This window comes from Proteus genomosp. 4 str. ATCC 51469, from assembly GCF_003144375.1.
Classification (GTDB): domain Bacteria; phylum Pseudomonadota; class Gammaproteobacteria; order Enterobacterales; family Enterobacteriaceae; genus Proteus.
Map to the genome: position 1 here is coordinate 398,570 of NZ_PENV01000002.1, position 17,231 is coordinate 415,800.

Below are 17,231 nucleotides of genomic sequence, written 5' to 3' on the forward strand. Positions count from 1 at the left end.
TATTTTATCCTCACTATTAAATGACTGCGCTTGCAGTTGTATTCTTTTTCTTATTTGTCATTTGTGTATGACTTAAGCGTTGTAATTCTGGTACATCAAGAATTAAAGCCACACTACCATCGCCCATAATTGTTGCGGCAGAAATACCCGGTACTTTTCGGTAATTGCTTTCTATATTTTTAACGACCACTTGATGCTGACCAACTAATTTATCTACCAATAAAGCATAACGGCGTCCGGCACTTTGTACGATAACCGCAATCGCTTGAGTAATATCTGTTTGAGCACCTTCAATATTAAAAGTGCGATGCAATTCAATGAGAGGTAAATATTCTCCTCTTACTTGCAATAATTTCTCATCACCCGCTAATGGATAAATATCATCCTCTTCAGGTTGTAAAGAACTAACGACTGTACCTAATGGCAGAATAAAGACTTCGTCTTGTACTTTAACTGACATGCCATCCAAAATAGCTAATGTAAGTGGCAGTAAAATACGGATACGAGTCCCTTTGCCCACTTCAAAACTAATTTGAATTTGACCGCCCATCTCTTGGATATTTCGTTTCACAACATCCATACCCACACCACGGCCAGAAACATCAGTCACAACTTCTGCGGTTGAGAATCCAGGTGCAAAAATCAGCATAGCAACTTCTTCATTGCTCATGTTTTCAGAAACTGAAAGCCCTGAAGAAATCGCTTTTTTCAAAATTCGTTCGCGGTTTAAACCAGCACCATCATCAGTCACTTCAATACAAATATTGCCACCTTGATGTTCAGCAGACAATGTTAATTGTCCTGCTTCTGGCTTGCCAACAGCAACGCGATCTGCTGGCATTTCAATACCATGATCGAGACTATTACGGACTAAGTGAGTTAGTGGATCGATAATTTTTTCAATTAAACTTTTATCAAGTTCTGTCGAGCTACCAATCATGTTTAGCTCAACTTTTTTATTCATTTTACCTGCTAAATCACGTACAACTCGAGGGAATCGGCTAAATACATATTCCATTGGCATCATACGAATCGACATCACAGATTCTTGCAGATCACGAGAATTGCGTTGCAGTTGTGCAATACAACTTAATAAATCGCTGTATATAGACGGTTCAAGGCTATCGCTATGCTGAGCCAACATTGATTGTGTGATAACCAATTCACCGACTAAGTTGATAAGTTGATCCACTTTTTCAACCGCAACACGAATACTGGTTGATTCTGTTTTAGGAGTTGGTGCAGTAGCAGGTCTTTTAGCAGGTGCAGATACTGTCGCCGCTGGTGTTTTAACCGGTTCTGGTGTTATTACTTTTTCAGCAACAACCGATTGAACGGGTGCTGGTTGCTCAACTTGGTTTTCAATATGAGCGCCATCAGCAGATATTTCACTCTCTTCTGATGTCGTAATATGTTCTGCCGTTTCTTCTGTCGCGGTATTTTGTCTAAACGAGATTTGTTCAGGCTCAATCACAAAACAGAGCACCGCACTAATATCTTCTTCTGTTGCGGTTGTTTTTAATATTGCCTCAAGACCATGATGTTGTTTTTCAACTTGGCTTACTTCCCCAAGATGTTTTAATTCATCAAGCATTAAATCAATATCGGTCTCTTTAAGATCAGACAAAATAATGTGATGGTAATAATGTCCATCAGCAGCCATTTTCGATGTTTCTTCTACAATGGCGTCATTTTGTACACTTTCAACATCCGATGATGAGGCAGAAGTTTCAGTCTCAGTGACGTGTAAAACTGAAGTTTCAGATCCAGCAACGGCCTCAACATGAGGAGCTGATTGTTCTTCTTTTACATCGAGAGCCAGCTGACGCAACTTCTCACAAATATAGTTAAATGTTTCCTCATCAGGTTCTTGTGAGTTTTTATGTGCATCCAATTGCTGTTGCATAATATCTTTCGCTTCCAGAAACAGGTTAATAATGTCGTCGGTGAGCGCCATCTCATGACGTCTTGCACTATCGAGCAAGTTTTCAAGCACATGAGTGGTCTGTTGAAGTTTAACGAAGCCAAATGTTGCAGCTCCTCCTTTTATGGAGTGTGCACTACGGAAAATCGCATTCATCTGTTCTTGATCTGGATTTTCTGGATCAAGTAACAGTAAATGCTGTTCCATATCAGCTAACAACTCATCTGCTTCATCAAAAAATGTTTGATAAAACTCAGTAATATCCATCGTTACTCATTCACCTTTACGCGATTACCAACAAATTAGGGGGCTGTTCCCTGTTTTGTAGTAATATTTGTCGATTGTGATGGCAAACTTTCCCCAGAAACTCCTGTTTCAACATTTTCCTTTTTTGATTCGGGAAGCTCAGATGCAGAAGACACAGACGACCCCGCCTGTGTATTTGCTGCTTTTTCTTGTGGGGTTTCTTGCCCTGAAAGTAGAGGCTCAATTTCTGAAGCCTCAGTTACTGTCGGTGCAACCCGCTCATTTTCTTGTACAATTTTTTGTTCTGCTTGCTTCGTTAAGACCAAAATACTGATCCGTCGGTTAGCTGGAGCAAAACCATCCTCTTTAACTAAATGAACTGTTGATGCCATACCTACAACACGCAACACTTTCCACTCACTTAATCCTGCACCAATTAATTCCCGGCGAGAGGCATTAGCGCGATCGGTTGACAATTCCCAGTTACTATATTTAAAAGCGCCACTTGCATAAGGAATATCATCGGTATGACCCGATAAACTGATTTTATATGGTGTGTCATTTAAAATAGGGGCAATAGCCGTCAAAATATCCTTCATATAAGGTTCAACGGTGGCGCTACCAACTCTAAACATAGGGCGATTTGCTTTATCGATAATTTGAATTCGTAGGCCTTCATCCATCATGTCTATTAATAAATGAGGCTTCAGATCTTTTAATCTAGGATCATTTAAAATGACCTGTTCTAAATTATCTTTTAATCGACGGAATTGTTGCTTTTCATTGAGCTGTTTATCTTCCTCGCCTTTTGGCAAGACATCCCCTTCGTTATAGACAGGATCACGCCCTCCTCCAGGAATAGGATTTGTTGCATCTCCACTAAATCGCCCTTTTTCAATCGCGACTTTTAACGGTGTACGAAAATATTCTGCTACACGAGTTAATTCTTGTGGACTAGAGATTGAAAGTAACCACATCACAAGAAAGAAAGCCATCATTGCAGTCATAAAGTCAGCATAAGCTATCTTCCATGCACCACCGTGAGCGTGATGTTGCTTTCTCCCTCGCTTTTTAACTCGAATGATTTGTGAATTACTCTTCATAATTACTCTTCTTTCATTGCATCAGGATTTGCCTGCATCGGTGTCCGTACCTGACGTACATGTTCTTCCAATTCAATAAAAGAAGGTCTGTCTGCCAGAAAGAGGGTTTTACGTCCAAACTCAACCGCTATCTGTGGCGCATATCCATTCATGCTAGATAACAGTGTTGTTTTGATACACTCCATCATTTTCATTTGTTGACTAGAGCGCTGTCTGAGTCGAGAAGCTAATGGCGAAATAAAACCATATGCTAATAAAATACCTAAGAAAGTCCCGACCATTGCATGACCAATGAGAACGCCCATTTCACCAGCAGGTCTATCGGCTGCGCCTAACGCATTAACGACACCCATCACCGCAGCAACAATACCAAATGCGGGTAGTGAATCACCCATGGCAGATAATCCCGTTGCAGGAACTTCGCTTTCTTCCTCAAAAGTTGCAATCTCTTCATCCATCAGAGATTCAATTTCATAAGGATTCATATTTCCTGTCACCATGAGACGCATATAATCAGTAATAAAACTGAGCATATAGACATCTTTCATAATGCGAGGATATTGGGAAAAAATATCACTTTGCTGTGGGTTTTCGATATCTCTCTCTAATGCCAACATGCCGTTTTGACGCGCTTTTGACAACAAACGAAACATGAGTGCCATTAAATCCATGTACATCGCTTTATTGTAATTGGTACTGCGAAGTAATTTCGGTAGGATCTTCATTGTTGATACAATTGCTCTACCATTATTACCTACAATAAAAGCACCGATACCGGCACCAAAAATGATTATAAATTCGGCTGGCTGGTACAAGGCGCCTAAACTACCACCGACGAGAAGATATCCCCCGATGACGGCGCTCATAACCACGATATATCCTAAGAGTACTAACACGCGATATCCCTTTAGCTAATTTCGTTATAGAGAGAATGGCGAACATAGCAGCAAGAGATAGGAGTGGGAGAGGAAACGGCTCAGGTTATAGATAACTAAGCTCTATAACCTGATATTTAACTTTCAATCTCGAATCACATTGCAAACTGTTCAAGACCATCCAACAGTTGTAAGTTAATATCGGCAGGATTGGCGGAAAGTTTACGTTTTTTTATTGCGCGAGAAGGAGGCTGGCAAAGACTACAAACATAATTGCTAGCAGGCTGGTGTGCGTGTGTAATAAATGAACCATTACATTTGGTGCAAACTGAAAGTTGTAACATACCACTTTCAACAAAGCGTACTAATGTCCATGCTCTTGTTAGTGCTAAAATAGGTTCTTGATCTTTAACAGGTGGACATTGTTCTAAGTATAAACGATAAGCTTTAACAACTGCCTCAACTCCTACACATCCCCCATTTTTCAATAAAAAACGGTAAGCATTGTAGAACATTGAGGAATGGATATTTTGTTCCCATGTCATAAACCAATCCGTTGAAAAAGGTAACATTCCTTTTGGAGGGGGGCTCCCTCTTAATTCTTTGTATAATTTAATTAAACGCCCCCGACTTAATTGAGTTTCACTTTCAAGCATTTGTAAGCGGGCACCCAAGGTGATTAATTCCATTGCTAAGCGAATGTCTTTCGCTTCTCGGACGATACTTTTCTCACTCATTGTTATGCCCGTTTCTTTGTTGCAGAAGTATCTTGTTCCGCTAACTGACGAAACAAGTTTGAAGAAAGAAGAATTCCAGTATGGATCTGTTGTAAATCATCCACTCTAGATTCTTTGGTGAGTTGTTCTATTGTTTCGCTGTCTTCAAACCGGAAATTACAGATTAGTTGGTTTGTTTCAGCCAACTTAACCAATTGAGGCAATGTAAGCTCTGCAAGAGCATCAGCCATGGAATCACTAATACCAAGCCTAAACATTGCTGAAGCCTTTTCTTGGTTAATTAACCTTTGCGCCAAAAGCAAATACGATAAATTTATGTCATAAATATGCTTAAGCAATTCAACCGTACTCATCTCTTTACATCCCGTCCGATTATATTGAACAAAGAGGATCTTCCTAATGAAAGATCCCGAGGAAATTAATATAAATGTAATATTAAATTTCCAGGCCCCATTTTATGAACATGACACGTAGTAACACTACCTTGTATTACTTAGTTACGGTCATTTTCAAAAGTAGCGAAAAAAACATTTAAATTAAAAGTAAACTTTAAATGCTCGCCAATATAGCTCGTTAAGAATAATCCTAACGCGACAACTTTACTCCTTAACGATTAAGTTATTCAACGGATAAAGTAGTCCAATTTAAATACTATGTGAGTCACATCACAAAAAGATAATCATTATTATGGAATTAGTTCATTAACTATTCAAGTGATAAAAGTAATAAAACTCTGTGTAAATTAATAAGCTAATCTACCCAAATTAAAATATTAATGATAATTTTTTATTTTATACGATCTATTAAACTTATAAACCTAAAAATACAGCATAAAAATTTGACAAATCCACAATTGAAGATTTTTTTGATCACAGTAACATATATTGCAATATCTACTCCTCATCTTTATCTAAACAAGCTCTTCCAGTTTAATAAATATTTCTACAGATATTATTTTTTTCATCATTTACTTAAACCCTCAGAAATGATCACTTTTTATTTACAATTTGTTTGAAAAATAGACTGTCATAATTATTTCTAGTTATTCTTTTTTTTATCTTAATTTAACCATTAATTTTTTCTTTTAAAATCAAAATGATAAATCCATGCTTTTATGATTCAGAAGGATAAGTCATATAAAATTAAATTCTTAGTTATGCACCATCCCCCTTAAATCATTGAATATTTATTTCCATAAGATTAAAGTTTCACGTGTAATAGTATAAATATACTTATGTTTAAAGATAACCTTTTAACACTTAAATTACAGAACTCTTAATAAGAGTTTTATTGACTGTAAATTAGTCACGACTAAATAATATCACCATATAAGTAAGTTTTATTTATGAATTATAGTCTATTTTATAAACAGGCAATATTTATGTTAGCTGGTTTTTTAATATTAAAGATAGAAATAAGAAAAAAGAAATTTAATAGTAAATATTTTCATACCAATCAAATTAATAAATTAGAATATAAATACAATACAATATTTGGCTTAAGAAAAATGTAAGAAATACTGAGTTAATTTATAAAAATAAGCCCTATTTAATTAAATTAAAAAAAGACAATTTAAAAATAAATATTTAAAAACAAAATTACATATATTGATAAAATAAATTGCAATAAACTATAGACATTATATTTAATGAAGAAAAATAAAAAAATTAAGAAGATCTTAATTTTTTATATTATAAAATTTACCTTTTTTATTATAAAAAATAGACTGAAATTGAAATATTAATTTCAGTTTTATAAAAAAAAGATTTAGAGTTCCCTAATATAAAGTGATTAATTCACAAAAGAACAGAATCGAATATAAATTTTGTTTCTTCTATTTGAGATTACAGCAAAATGTTGAAAAAGCCTGTACAGACAAACACACCATGCCATACTTAACACTTGTATACACAACCCTTTTAAATGTAAACAAGACAAAATGAATACGATCAAAATAACATCTTATTGATTACTCCATTATCATTAATACAAACTATAAAATATCAAATGTTACTTTTTATCATTGAAACTAACTTTCACCGTAATTTGTTTTACTCCTAGAAATGATGAGTATTGTTTCACTTTTCCTCCCCTTCAGTGTTCAGAACCTTCATTTCAACCTAGCTAGCACAAGTCTTAATGCATTATAGAGCTAAAAGTGCTGATATTAAGTAACACTATTGCTTAACAAAAGTTGATGTTGACAGAGTTAGACACAGGCTGATATTTAAGCATCGTTATATTTTTATTTAGATAGCTAAAATACATATCTAAATATTCATCTCTACTTATCACTAATTTAGCCCGTATTATTACTCTTTTTTTGAGTAATTTGGGGTTTTAAAAGACATTTTCTCTCCATAAAAAAGTAATAAAAATATTGATATATCTAAGTAATTTAGATCTATATCTCATTTATTAGATCAAGCTTAAAAAGCAATAACAAGGTTCCATCATTTATGCCCCAAAAGTGTTCTGTTTTTTGTGAAAAGAAAAATCAACAAAAATATTGTAACTTTATTTTTCAAATCGAAAATAATTGAGATTATTCATGCCGTGAATACAAATAGTTTGTGTATTGCTTTCAGTTCTATTGAAATGAGCCCTATCTTTTTGAGATTGCTATCGTGAAATGTTTATCATCTTTTTTTGATGACATTGTTTTTTAATTAATGGTAGTTCGAACTTGTTTTTATCTTTTTAAGTAAATCAAAAAAGGTCAATATCTCAATAATCCTTTATATTTATTTTCAGAATAAATGACAATGGCATAGCTATTTCACACTAAGATAATTCTCCTTCTGTAATAAGTAAGATTTACATCCTTGACAAAGTTACAAATAATAAAATCATGAAATTATTATTTTACACAAAGAAATGCTTGGTATGATTTTTCTATTCTCATTATAAGATTACTTATTGGTATCATTTTTCCTACATGCTTTTTACAAAAAAAATCACATTCTTTCAAAAAATTTTGCACACCACTGATGAGCAATTATAAACAGCATTACACTGCCATTCATCAGCTTTGCTGTAGCGGGCTAAACTTGCTATTTAACTACATTCGGCCCACTTTTTCTGGGCGCTAATTTGGTTAAATTAAAAATATTACTCAAAAATTGAAACTTAAACCAAACCTGATAAAAAACATTGATATATATTTCGCCAAATACATTGAAATAATTTGAGAGTATTATTTAGGTATTAAAAAAATTCCCAGTATAATCAATAGAAAACACGCTTTTCGACCCCAAATTCTATACTGCGCTAAGTCCCTTAATAACGACTTTTTGTCCTACAATACACCTAAGTACCTCATTTAATAAGTAAATAACTTGTGGCAAACGCTTACTTGATTTTGATGTTCATCGTTTATTCAAAATAAAATAAACAGTGATAAATCAAACCAATCTGAAATCAATAATTAATAAAAAAGGGAAACCATATCAAATACGCTTAAACTCCATTCAGTCATTTTCACTTAAAGCTCACAATATACGGGTTAACCACAATATAAATAATTGCATATTAATCAAATTACATAAAAATGGGTATTTAAAATAAAACGAGAATAATTCCTCTCTTTTTCTGTGTATTTCTAATTAGCCAGCTATGAATAAAAAGTCCTATTTTTTATTCCGCAGAGTAATAGTTACGTAAATAATAATTACATAAACAAAATACTTTATTTATATATGTCAGTAATAATACTTAATACATGATACAAATCTCACTACCTTCAATAAGGTACTTAGTTTTAAAATTAACCATTACGTTTATTTGCTCACAAACAATATGGTTATATGCTTATAACTTTCTATAATATTTATATTCTTTTTAAATTATTTTTTAATATTTTCCCTATATTAAGAAAACAAAAAACTCCCTATATAGAATATAGAGAGCCATCATAAGAAACACATTTAACGCAAACTATTGTTAGTTAAGCGGGGTGTTCAGCTGCAATTTTCCAATTAATAGCACTTACACTTTTTTCTAAGCTAACACGGCAGACAATAGCCTCTATCTCTTTTTGTTCAACGGGAGTTGCAAGCAGCTCAGCACAAACTTCTAGTTGGCTAGGCATCAATGTATCTGCACTACTCAAAGATTGTAATCGAACATGTAAACCATTTATTGCTTGCAAAATAAGGGTTCTCACTAAAACTTCATCTTCTTCATGACAAATAATTCGAATTGAGTAACGTTGCTCAATATCTATCGCTTGGTGTTGTGGCTGAGCATTAATACGTTGGGCGGCTTCTCGTAATAAAATATTCGCACAAAGAATTAGAAGTGTTGCTATAGTCGCCAATTGATACAAACCTAAACCACATAACACACCAATTCCGGCAGAACACCAAAGTGTTGCCGCGGTGTTTAATCCTCGAATATTCATTCCTTCACGCATAATTACACCAGCGCCCAGAAAGCCTATTCCCGAAACCACTTGAGCCGCTATTCGGCCAGGACTATCTGGTGAAGTCTCAATTGAACTTAAGATAAAAACAGCTGCTCCGGTGGCAACGAGTGCATTCGTTCTTAAACCAGCCATTCTTTGTCGCCATTGACGCTCAGCCCCAATCAAAGCACCAAGACACATGGCAATCACCAAATTTAAAATATAAGGTGTCATCGTCATGTTTATTTCCTCTACATGATGATTAAAAATAAGTATGAAAAATTTTCTCTAAATGTTCAGAGTATTGGAATTAACGTATCAACCTAGGTGGAGGAAATAGAGAGAAAAAAATGTAGCACATGCCTTTACCTTGTTTATTAGTAATATAAAGGAAATTTTTTGGGTAAGTGCAAACACCTGAATATATAAGAAAGGAATATTACAATGCACTGCCCACCAAAAATGGTAAGCAGTTTTAATGAAGAAAACAGCCTACCTATTGATTTGAACAAATCTATTTTGGGTTAACTGAGTTACCGTTAACCTACAACTTTGCGTATCCAAGGTGACTTCTCCTCACTAAAATTTAGCAAAAGTATAAGTAGCTGATTTAAAATTGTAAATGAACCGAACCTAAACACAAATCACTTTTCTTGTATTGGTCTAACAAATGTCCCTTCCCCACCTTCTTTTTCATTAAAAAACCAAATTCCTTTTGGATATTCAGGGAGTGACACTAAATACATAATACCTTCGTTAAATTCTTCAATAAGTAGGATGATCCCTTCACGATCGTCAACACCATCCGTTTTCACAACAACCTTATCATTAATCTGCATTTTCTCTCCTGATAAATATTATCATTCTCTTTTTCTTTATTTTACCCATAAAGAAAAAGCCTGCCACCATAAGGTGACAGGCTTGAAGAAAATTTTTAAAAGGCTTTAAATTACAGAGCTGTTACGTTAGCAGCTGCTGGACCTTTTGCACCGTTTTCAATTGTGAATTCTACGTTCTGACCTTCAGCCAGAGTTTTGAAACCGTTACCTTGAATGGCAGAAAAGTGAACGAATACGTCTTTGCTTCCGTCTGCTGGAGTAATAAAACCAAAGCCTTTAGACTCGTTGAACCACTTAACTTGACCTTTCATTTTGTCAGACATGTGACTTTCCTATATATCAATAAAACGTTGCCTTCTCGGCATCTACTGGCCTGAACTACCTATAACTTATGGGCACACATGAAGAAAACGGTCAAAAAGCGATGCTGTTTAAAACTCATTAACTTAGAATGTCAATCATAAATCAGGTCTGTATTGAGGCCTTACTCATTAACGCATGAGACAAGTTTAATAGCAATAGTTTTATGCGTCTAAAGATTAAAAAAATGCGAATTGCACATTAAAAATACAATTCTTCCTCTATTTTTATCACTGTGTATAAAATTTATTTGATATTTTATCTCTATTATTAACAGTGACTAAGAATAATCTTAGTGGCATTACAATAACAGTTAATGTCAGAATTTAAAAAAACTGTTCTACCTGCTTATCTTGTCTCCGTGATAATCTAGCAACAAGAAACAAGTTTGCAACATTCATCTCTTAAGGTGTTTACAATGAATGTATTAAAAGAAATCTTAGAGCGTGATTTAGACCGGATCAATAAAGCTGAAAAAAGAGACGGAAAGCCACACTTTAATAGTCAATTTTTGAAAAACCATATCTGGTTATGTATCAGCATGGTTCTCTCTTATATATTACTTGCCGCATTACTTATCTACTCTCCTTATTTTGGTATTATTTCACTAGTGCTGTTTACTTTGATGTTCCTGGTGATGGCCGGAGTGTTACTATTTGACATTAAGCCTATCTATAAATTTGAAGATATCGGCGTGCTTGATTTAAGAGTTTGCTATAACGGTGAATGGTATACTTTTGAGAAACTGTCTGATGAAGCAGTAAATGAAATTCAGCAACATCCCGCAATTTCGCCACAAATAAAAGAAGACATTCGTGAGATTATTAGTAAAAAACAAGAAATTCATTTTTATGATGTCTATTTGATGGCGTTCGATCCTGTCCAGCAATCTATTTCAGCATCACAATTATCTCCCCAATCTTGATCCATTCTCCGTGTTAACCGTAAAAACACGGAGAATAACTTCTATTATTTAACCACTTTGTCGATAAACCAACCAAACAGATATTTAATCCACTTTTAGCGTTGACACTCTGATATATCATCGTTATTATGCGCCTCGTTCTCAAGAAGAACACGCTTCCTCCATAGTTCAGTCGGTAGAACGGCGGACTGTTAATCCGTATGTCACTGGTTCGAGTCCAGTTGGAGGAGCCAAATTTAGAAAAGCCCGCGCTATCACAGTGCGGGCTTTTTGCTATTAACTATTTCAACAATATTTTTCTATTAAAATCAGCCACTTTCCCTCATTTTTTAATCTGTTTTTTCATTTCTATCGCATTGTGGCTGTTTAGGCTTCTTGTAAATAAGAGATAGCCCATAAATACGCTTGACTAAGTTTAACGGTACAAACCAATAATTTCTTGTTCTAAATGCTTTTTATACGCCTCAATATCTTTTTCAATTTGAGGTTGTTTTACCACATCAAACATTCCGAAGGTTTTTAATCCTTTCATACCTAAAAACTGATTTGCTTTGTGAAATGGAAAATACACGGCATCAATACCTTTTCCTTCAAAGAATTGCTCTTGTTCTTCAAAAGATTCAAATGGCGCATTCCAAGTCACAGAAAGTAAGTATTTTTTACCTTGTAGCAACCCTCCCGAACCATATTTTTTTGAAGGATCTTTTCGTGTGCGACCATCATCAATAAATAATTTATCGCTACCTGCACTAAATACATCATCAATATATTTTTTTAAGATCCAAGGCCCTTCCATCCACCACGCTGGCATTTGATAAATAATAACGTCAGCCCATAGATATTTATCAACTTCTTCATCATTATCGTAGCCATCATCAATACGAGTTGATTGCACATTTATCTGATGTGAAGATAGCAATGTTGTCGCAACTTGCGTTAAATGATCGTTGAGTTTTCCTTCAGAACCATCGAATTCTTTTGATGCATTAATAATAAATACGTTAGCCACTTCACACTCCTTTATATACCAAAATCTAATAGCATGACTGTAACGCAATCATTCATTATTGCTTTAACTCATTTCTCCATTATTCTTGCCTAATAATCCAAAGATACTCTTTCAGTGTCAGATTCTTTTAATCGTTGAATATCTTTTAAAGGAGCTAAGCCAAATAATCGATGATATTCACGACTAAATTGTGATGGGCTTTCATATCCCACTCTAAATGCAGCTTCAGAAACGTCTGCCATTTCAATTAACATAATGCGTCGGGCTTCATTAAGGCGTAGCCATTTTTGATACTGTAGTGGTGTCATACCCGTTCGATTTTTAAAGTGGAAATGAAATGAAGAGGTACTCATTCCTACTAACGTGGTCAAATCTTCAATACGAATAGTATTTCGATAATGCAGCTTAACCCAATCAAGAGCATGATTAATTTGGCGGCATTGAGGATGTTGCGATGCCAATAACTGCTGCCTTGCCCCACCATTTGATCGTAATAAGTAATAAAGGATCTCTTTTTGGATCAAAGGAGCAATAAAAGGCACATCTTCTGGTGTATCAATCAGTTTAATAAGTCTAGTGACTGCTTGTAATATTGGTGCTGTGGCGGGAACGACTTGTTGGGCTCTATGTTGATTGCTTTCTTGCAATAATTCAAATCGATTCTCTGCTAACAATTCAGGTAATAAAGAGAGATCTAATTTAAGTAAGATAGCTAAAAATGGCGCCTCTTTAGATGCTTCACAAACTTTAGCAAAAGTGGGTATATCAGATGATGTCAAAAGCATATTCATGGGACGATAACAATTTGTTTCTAAACCTATTGTTATTTGTTTTGCACCTTGAGCAGCAATAGCTAAACTTGGCTCATACATCCACCCTTCTGATTCTGTCGTTGTTGTATAGTGACACAGCGCTAATCCAGAAACAGCCGTATCCCAACCTCCTTCTTTATCTTTCGTATGGGAAAGGAGTGTTTTTTTAAATTCTTCGAACTCAATTAAAATCGGCGTTGATAAATCGGTGGTATTCATTATCTCTGGATCTTCTATTTAACCTCTGCATTACTTACATTGTATTATTAAACAGTATGAAAAACTTTCTTTTGAAAAGACCTCTTATTGTTTCTTATCGACTTTAGAATTACATCGCATAATAAAAATGTCTTATTGAACATAATCCCTACTGATAACCATTTATTTTTTATACATTTTTATCAAAAAAGAAACAACTTGATGCACTCTTGAGCAAACAGTATTTTTTTTCATTTTTTTACTTTACAAGGTGACAAAGGATAGCTATTATTCGCCTCGTTCTCACGAGAACACGCTTCCTCCATAGTTCAGTCGGTAGAACGGCGGACTGTTAATCCGTATGTCACTGGTTCGAGTCCAGTTGGAGGAGCCAAATTTAGAGAAGCCCGCGCTATTATAGTGCGGGCTTTTTGCTTTCTAACTTTTTATTTTCTTCTTTGGTTTTACTTGTCTCTTTTTCTTCAAGTTGTATCAATCGCTTTCTATAACTTAATGACTAATAAAAACACTCGTTTTCATGTTTTCCATTTTACCTAGTGTGATTTATTGAATTATTTTTATCTTAAAGTAGCTTTATTTGATTTAAAATCCATAAATTAGTTATTTTTTAACCACTTAAACTATTATTTTACTTTTTTTACTTTACAAAGTTCATCACCCTCGCTATTATCCGTCTCGTTCTCACGAGAACACGCTTCCTCCATAGTTCAGTCGGTAGAACGGCGGACTGTTAATCCGTATGTCACTGGTTCAAGTCCAGTTGGAGGAGCCAAATTTAGAAAAGCCCGCGCTATTATAGTGCGGGCTTTTTGCTTTCTATCTTCAGCATAATTCATTTCATTCTCTTCTCCGTTAATGTATTTTTTAAGATCTCCGTTTTTACAGTTGAGTACGTTATCTCTTTATTTTTATTCATTATTGCAGAAAATATCACCTCTTTATCAGAGCATCCGTTTTAGAAATGCACAAAATGTTGCTTATCTACGCACTTAAACAAATATCGAGGATTGTCCTTTGACATATCAAAACGACCGCTATATGATACACGCCACTTAGTGTTATTCCTCCATAGTTCAGTTGGTAGAACGGCGGACTGTTAATCCGTATGTCACTGGTTCGAGTCCAGTTGGAGGAGCCATTTCTATTTGTGTCACCCTCGTAACCTTTTGATTTTATTCTCTGTTTTCCCTTACAGCATTCTATAATACATAATAAAAAATACGATTAAATGGTAGCTATTTAATCGTTTTCGTATTAGCATTCGTTTCCGGCTTGACTACTTAGTCCAATCCAATCCTTGATCTTTCGATTTTCCTAAGACACACGGAGCCGGTATATGACCACTGCACAACCTATCACCCTCACTATTCGCCGTCCTGATGATTGGCATGTTCACTTTCGTGATGATGACATGCTAAAAACCGTTGTTCCTTATACCAGTCGTTATTTTGGCAGGGCCATTGTCATGCCAAACCTTGTTCCACCAGTGACAACTATTGAAGCAGCTCGCGCTTATCGTGATCGAATTAAAGCGGCTATTCCTGCTAGTGATAACTTCGAGCCTTTAATGACTTGTTATTTAACGGATAGCACGCTGCCTTCAGAAGTTGAACAAGGTTTTTTACAAGGTGTTTTCACCGCCTGTAAGCTTTATCCTGCAAATGCAACAACAAACTCAAGCCATGGTGTATCTGATATTACAAAGATTTATCCAATCTTAAGTGTGATGGAAAAAATCGGTATGCCATTGTTGATCCACGGCGAAGTTACTGCTTCACATATTGATATTTTTGATAGAGAAGCACGTTTCATTGATAGCGTCATGTCCCCTGTGCGCAAACAATTTCCTGAGCTAAAAATAGTTTTTGAACATATCACAACCAAAGAAGCGGCTCAGTATGTGTTAGAAGGAAATGAATTTCTTGGCGCCACCATTACTCCACAACATTTGATGTTTAACCGTAATCATATGTTAGTTGGCGGTGTTAAACCTCATCTCTATTGCCTACCAATTCTTAAACGTAATGTTCACCAAGAGGCATTAAGACAAGCAGTAGCATCTGGAAATTCTCGCTTTTTCTTAGGAACAGACTCTGCACCACATTTGCAACATCGAAAAGAGTCCTCTTGTGGCTGTGCGGGTGTATTTAATGCCCCTACTGCATTAGCCGCCTATGCAACCGTATTTAAAGAGCTTGATGCATTAGCGCACTTTGAAGCGTTCTGTTCACTCAATGGCCCACGTTTTTATGGGTTACCTGTAAATGAAGGCTCCATTACGCTAACAGAAAAAAATATTGAAGCACCTGCTCAAATTCTTTGTGGTAATGAAGCACTTATCCCATTCTTAGCGAATGAAAATATTCACTGGGATATTACTGTCGATTAATCTCACCCCTTGATATTTTTCTAAAATGCACCATATAACATTTGTTCGACTGTTAATGGTGCATTACTCTTTTATCAGAGCCAGCACACATTTTTTTGTTCCAACAAAAATTTATCTTTTTAATCATGATAAATCTCGTATACTGAAAAGTAACCACATTGCGTGGGAGCTTCTCTCTTAGTCAAAACCGGCTGTATGATTAGGAGGTATTATGAGTAGAAAAAATGAAGTTATACAGACACATCCTGTTGTAGGCTGGGATATCAGTACCGTTGACATCTACGATGCCATGATGTTGCGTTTACATTATCTTCCTGAAAACGAACATCATCCAGAAAATGCAGTTGTAGATAAGACACTTTGGCTCACAACAGACATAGCTAAACAGTTGATTCATATTCTTCAAGCAGGTATTGATAAAATTGAATCATCTGAAGATTCTGTTTCAGACAACACCAAGCACTAATAAAAAGATCGACAAAAAGATAGCGAACGCAAAGCAGGAGTACAATGTACTCCTGTTCTCATTTTTATCATTCCGCATAATCATTTCTTATATACTATCTATTTATAAATTTCATATCATAAAAAATAATTAACAACATTAATAAATAAATCATCATTTAATACAAGAGTAATAATAATTATTTTATTCGATATATCTTAAAAAAAATAATATATATGCCGAATTGACATAAAATGAAGTTATCTTTATTTTAATAAATTAATAAAATAGTAACAAACAAGGAAGTTATTTGTGAAAATATTAATTATTGATGAATGTTTCTTTACTCGTAACGGTATAAAACATTATTTCTCCAAAAGAAATATAAGACATGAAATTATTGATGCATCATCTATACAAGAAGCTAATAATTATATTAATCATTCTATGCCTGATATTATATTCATTGATCTTACTCGATATTGCCGAGAAATAGCACACTGCCAACATTTGCAGCTCTTTTTCATTTCAACAAGAAATTGCCGACTTTATCTCTACATTGATGCAAATTACCCTGACAAAGAAAGACCTATCGCTTTGACAAATAACTGTTTTATTCTGCCTAAAAGAGTGCTTCCTTGGGTGCTTGAAAAAACGTCTTTATTCACATCACGATGCCAAGTATTTTTTCCAACATATAAACACTCTATGTGCTCTATTTTCAGCACACAAGAACAAAAAATTATTAATTACTGGATGAATGAATTACCCAATCACCAAATAGCTAAAAAGCTATGTATTAGCAATAGTACGGTATATTCACACAAGAGACATATTACTGAGAAAATTAATGTAAAAAATAGAATTGAGCTATTTTTCATATATAACATTTTAAAGTACATATATGAAAAGTAGTCTTATGTTTTTATATTATAAAATAGAC

14 protein-coding genes and 4 tRNA genes are annotated in these 17,231 nt (G+C 34.7%); 8 read left to right on the forward strand and 10 right to left on the reverse strand.

Going from position 1 to position 17,231, the window contains the following annotated elements; translation table 11 throughout:
• Positions 1–16: 16 nt before the first annotated feature.
• The 8 genes from cheA to cspE all read right to left on the reverse strand — a co-directional run bounded on the left by cheA (position 17) and on the right by cspE (position 10,452).
• Positions 17–2,191 carry a chemotaxis protein CheA gene (gene cheA, locus DK866_RS04050; RefSeq protein ID WP_109407825.1) on the reverse strand — a complete coding sequence of 725 codons (2,175 nt, stop codon included), beginning with the start codon at positions 2,189–2,191 and terminating at the stop codon, positions 17–19.
• 35 nt (positions 2,192–2,226) lie between these two features.
• Complete coding sequence (gene motB, locus DK866_RS04055; protein WP_109407826.1) at positions 2,227–3,273, reverse strand: flagellar motor protein MotB; 1,047 nt, start codon at positions 3,271–3,273, stop codon at positions 2,227–2,229.
• 2 nt (positions 3,274–3,275) lie between these two features.
• Positions 3,276–4,169, reverse strand: coding sequence for a flagellar motor stator protein MotA (gene motA, locus DK866_RS04060; protein WP_036935706.1), 894 nt, complete (start codon positions 4,167–4,169; stop codon positions 3,276–3,278).
• 134 nt (positions 4,170–4,303) lie between these two features.
• A complete protein-coding gene (gene flhC, locus DK866_RS04065; RefSeq protein ID WP_006533207.1) occupies positions 4,304–4,885 on the reverse strand; it encodes a flagellar transcriptional regulator FlhC in 582 nt (193 codons plus the stop codon).
• Between the two features lie 2 nt (positions 4,886–4,887).
• A complete protein-coding gene (gene flhD, locus DK866_RS04070) occupies positions 4,888–5,238 on the reverse strand; it encodes a flagellar transcriptional regulator FlhD (RefSeq protein WP_036935704.1) in 351 nt (116 codons plus the stop codon).
• 3,593 nt (positions 5,239–8,831) lie between these two features.
• The gene (locus tag DK866_RS04075) at positions 8,832–9,530 is read right to left on the reverse strand and encodes an MgtC family protein (RefSeq protein WP_072068540.1); all 699 of its coding nucleotides are present in this window, start codon (positions 9,528–9,530) and stop codon (positions 8,832–8,834) included.
• Positions 9,531–9,934: 404 nt separating this feature from the next.
• Positions 9,935–10,129 carry a protein DsrB gene (gene dsrB, locus DK866_RS04080; RefSeq protein WP_109407827.1) on the reverse strand — a complete coding sequence of 65 codons (195 nt, stop codon included), beginning with the start codon at positions 10,127–10,129 and terminating at the stop codon, positions 9,935–9,937.
• A gap of 110 nt (positions 10,130–10,239) precedes the next feature.
• Positions 10,240–10,452, reverse strand: coding sequence for a transcription antiterminator/RNA stability regulator CspE (gene cspE / locus DK866_RS04085; protein WP_004243573.1), 213 nt, complete (start codon positions 10,450–10,452; stop codon positions 10,240–10,242).
• Positions 10,453–10,907: 455 nt separating this feature from the next.
• On the opposite strand from cspE, the gene DK866_RS04090 reads away from it, so the two are divergent.
• Together DK866_RS04090 and DK866_RS04095 are read left to right on the forward strand one after the other, a co-directional pair.
• Positions 10,908–11,414, forward strand: coding sequence for a YlaC family protein (locus tag DK866_RS04090; RefSeq protein ID WP_072068542.1), 507 nt, complete (start codon positions 10,908–10,910; stop codon positions 11,412–11,414).
• A gap of 157 nt (positions 11,415–11,571) precedes the next feature.
• Positions 11,572–11,647, forward strand: a tRNA-Asn gene (locus tag DK866_RS04095).
• A gap of 182 nt (positions 11,648–11,829) precedes the next feature.
• On the opposite strand, the gene DK866_RS04100 is transcribed toward DK866_RS04095, so the two are convergent.
• Both DK866_RS04100 and DK866_RS04105 read right to left on the reverse strand, forming a co-directional pair.
• Positions 11,830–12,423 carry an NAD(P)H-dependent oxidoreductase gene (locus tag DK866_RS04100; RefSeq protein WP_109407828.1) on the reverse strand — a complete coding sequence of 198 codons (594 nt, stop codon included), beginning with the start codon at positions 12,421–12,423 and terminating at the stop codon, positions 11,830–11,832.
• A gap of 89 nt (positions 12,424–12,512) precedes the next feature.
• Complete coding sequence (locus DK866_RS04105) at positions 12,513–13,454, reverse strand: AraC family transcriptional regulator (protein ID WP_109407829.1); 942 nt, start codon at positions 13,452–13,454, stop codon at positions 12,513–12,515.
• 297 nt (positions 13,455–13,751) lie between these two features.
• Between DK866_RS04105 and DK866_RS04110 the strand changes: the two genes are divergently transcribed.
• The 6 genes from DK866_RS04110 (at position 13,752) to DK866_RS04135 (ending at position 17,203) form a co-directional block, all read left to right on the forward strand.
• Positions 13,752–13,827, forward strand: a tRNA-Asn gene (locus DK866_RS04110).
• Between the two features lie 323 nt (positions 13,828–14,150).
• Positions 14,151–14,226 (forward strand) — tRNA-Asn (locus DK866_RS04115).
• Between the two features lie 290 nt (positions 14,227–14,516).
• Positions 14,517–14,592: transfer RNA gene (locus tag DK866_RS04120), tRNA-Asn, on the forward strand.
• A 198-nt stretch (positions 14,593–14,790) separates the two neighbouring features.
• Positions 14,791–15,843 carry a dihydroorotase gene (pyrC, locus tag DK866_RS04125; protein ID WP_109407830.1) on the forward strand — a complete coding sequence of 351 codons (1,053 nt, stop codon included), beginning with the start codon at positions 14,791–14,793 and terminating at the stop codon, positions 15,841–15,843.
• A 211-nt stretch (positions 15,844–16,054) separates the two neighbouring features.
• Positions 16,055–16,309, forward strand: a complete 255-nt coding sequence (gene bssS, locus DK866_RS04130) for a biofilm formation regulator BssS (RefSeq protein WP_064720401.1) — start codon at positions 16,055–16,057, stop codon at positions 16,307–16,309.
• 291 nt (positions 16,310–16,600) lie between these two features.
• Positions 16,601–17,203, forward strand: coding sequence for a response regulator transcription factor (locus DK866_RS04135; RefSeq protein WP_109407831.1), 603 nt, complete (start codon positions 16,601–16,603; stop codon positions 17,201–17,203).
• Positions 17,204–17,231: the final 28 nt, after the last annotated feature.

Coding starts and splice junctions, on each gene's coding strand:
- cspE (WP_004243573.1), bottom strand. CDS start 10,452: ATGTCTGACAAAATGAAAGGTCAAGTTAAGTGGTTCAACGAGTCTAAA.
- cheA (WP_109407825.1), bottom strand. CDS start 2,191: ATGGATATTACTGAGTTTTATCAAACATTTTTTGATGAAGCAGATGAG.
- bssS (WP_064720401.1), top strand. CDS start 16,055: ATGAGTAGAAAAAATGAAGTTATACAGACACATCCTGTTGTAGGCTGG.
- DK866_RS04090 (WP_072068542.1), top strand. CDS start 10,908: ATGAATGTATTAAAAGAAATCTTAGAGCGTGATTTAGACCGGATCAAT.
- dsrB (WP_109407827.1), bottom strand. CDS start 10,129: ATGCAGATTAATGATAAGGTTGTTGTGAAAACGGATGGTGTTGACGAT.
- flhD (WP_036935704.1), bottom strand. CDS start 5,238: ATGAGTACGGTTGAATTGCTTAAGCATATTTATGACATAAATTTATCG.
- DK866_RS04105 (WP_109407829.1), bottom strand. CDS start 13,454: ATGAATACCACCGATTTATCAACGCCGATTTTAATTGAGTTCGAAGAA.
- pyrC (WP_109407830.1), top strand. CDS start 14,791: ATGACCACTGCACAACCTATCACCCTCACTATTCGCCGTCCTGATGAT.
- motB (WP_109407826.1), bottom strand. CDS start 3,273: ATGAAGAGTAATTCACAAATCATTCGAGTTAAAAAGCGAGGGAGAAAG.
- DK866_RS04075 (WP_072068540.1), bottom strand. CDS start 9,530: ATGACGATGACACCTTATATTTTAAATTTGGTGATTGCCATGTGTCTT.
- flhC (WP_006533207.1), bottom strand. CDS start 4,885: ATGAGTGAGAAAAGTATCGTCCGAGAAGCGAAAGACATTCGCTTAGCA.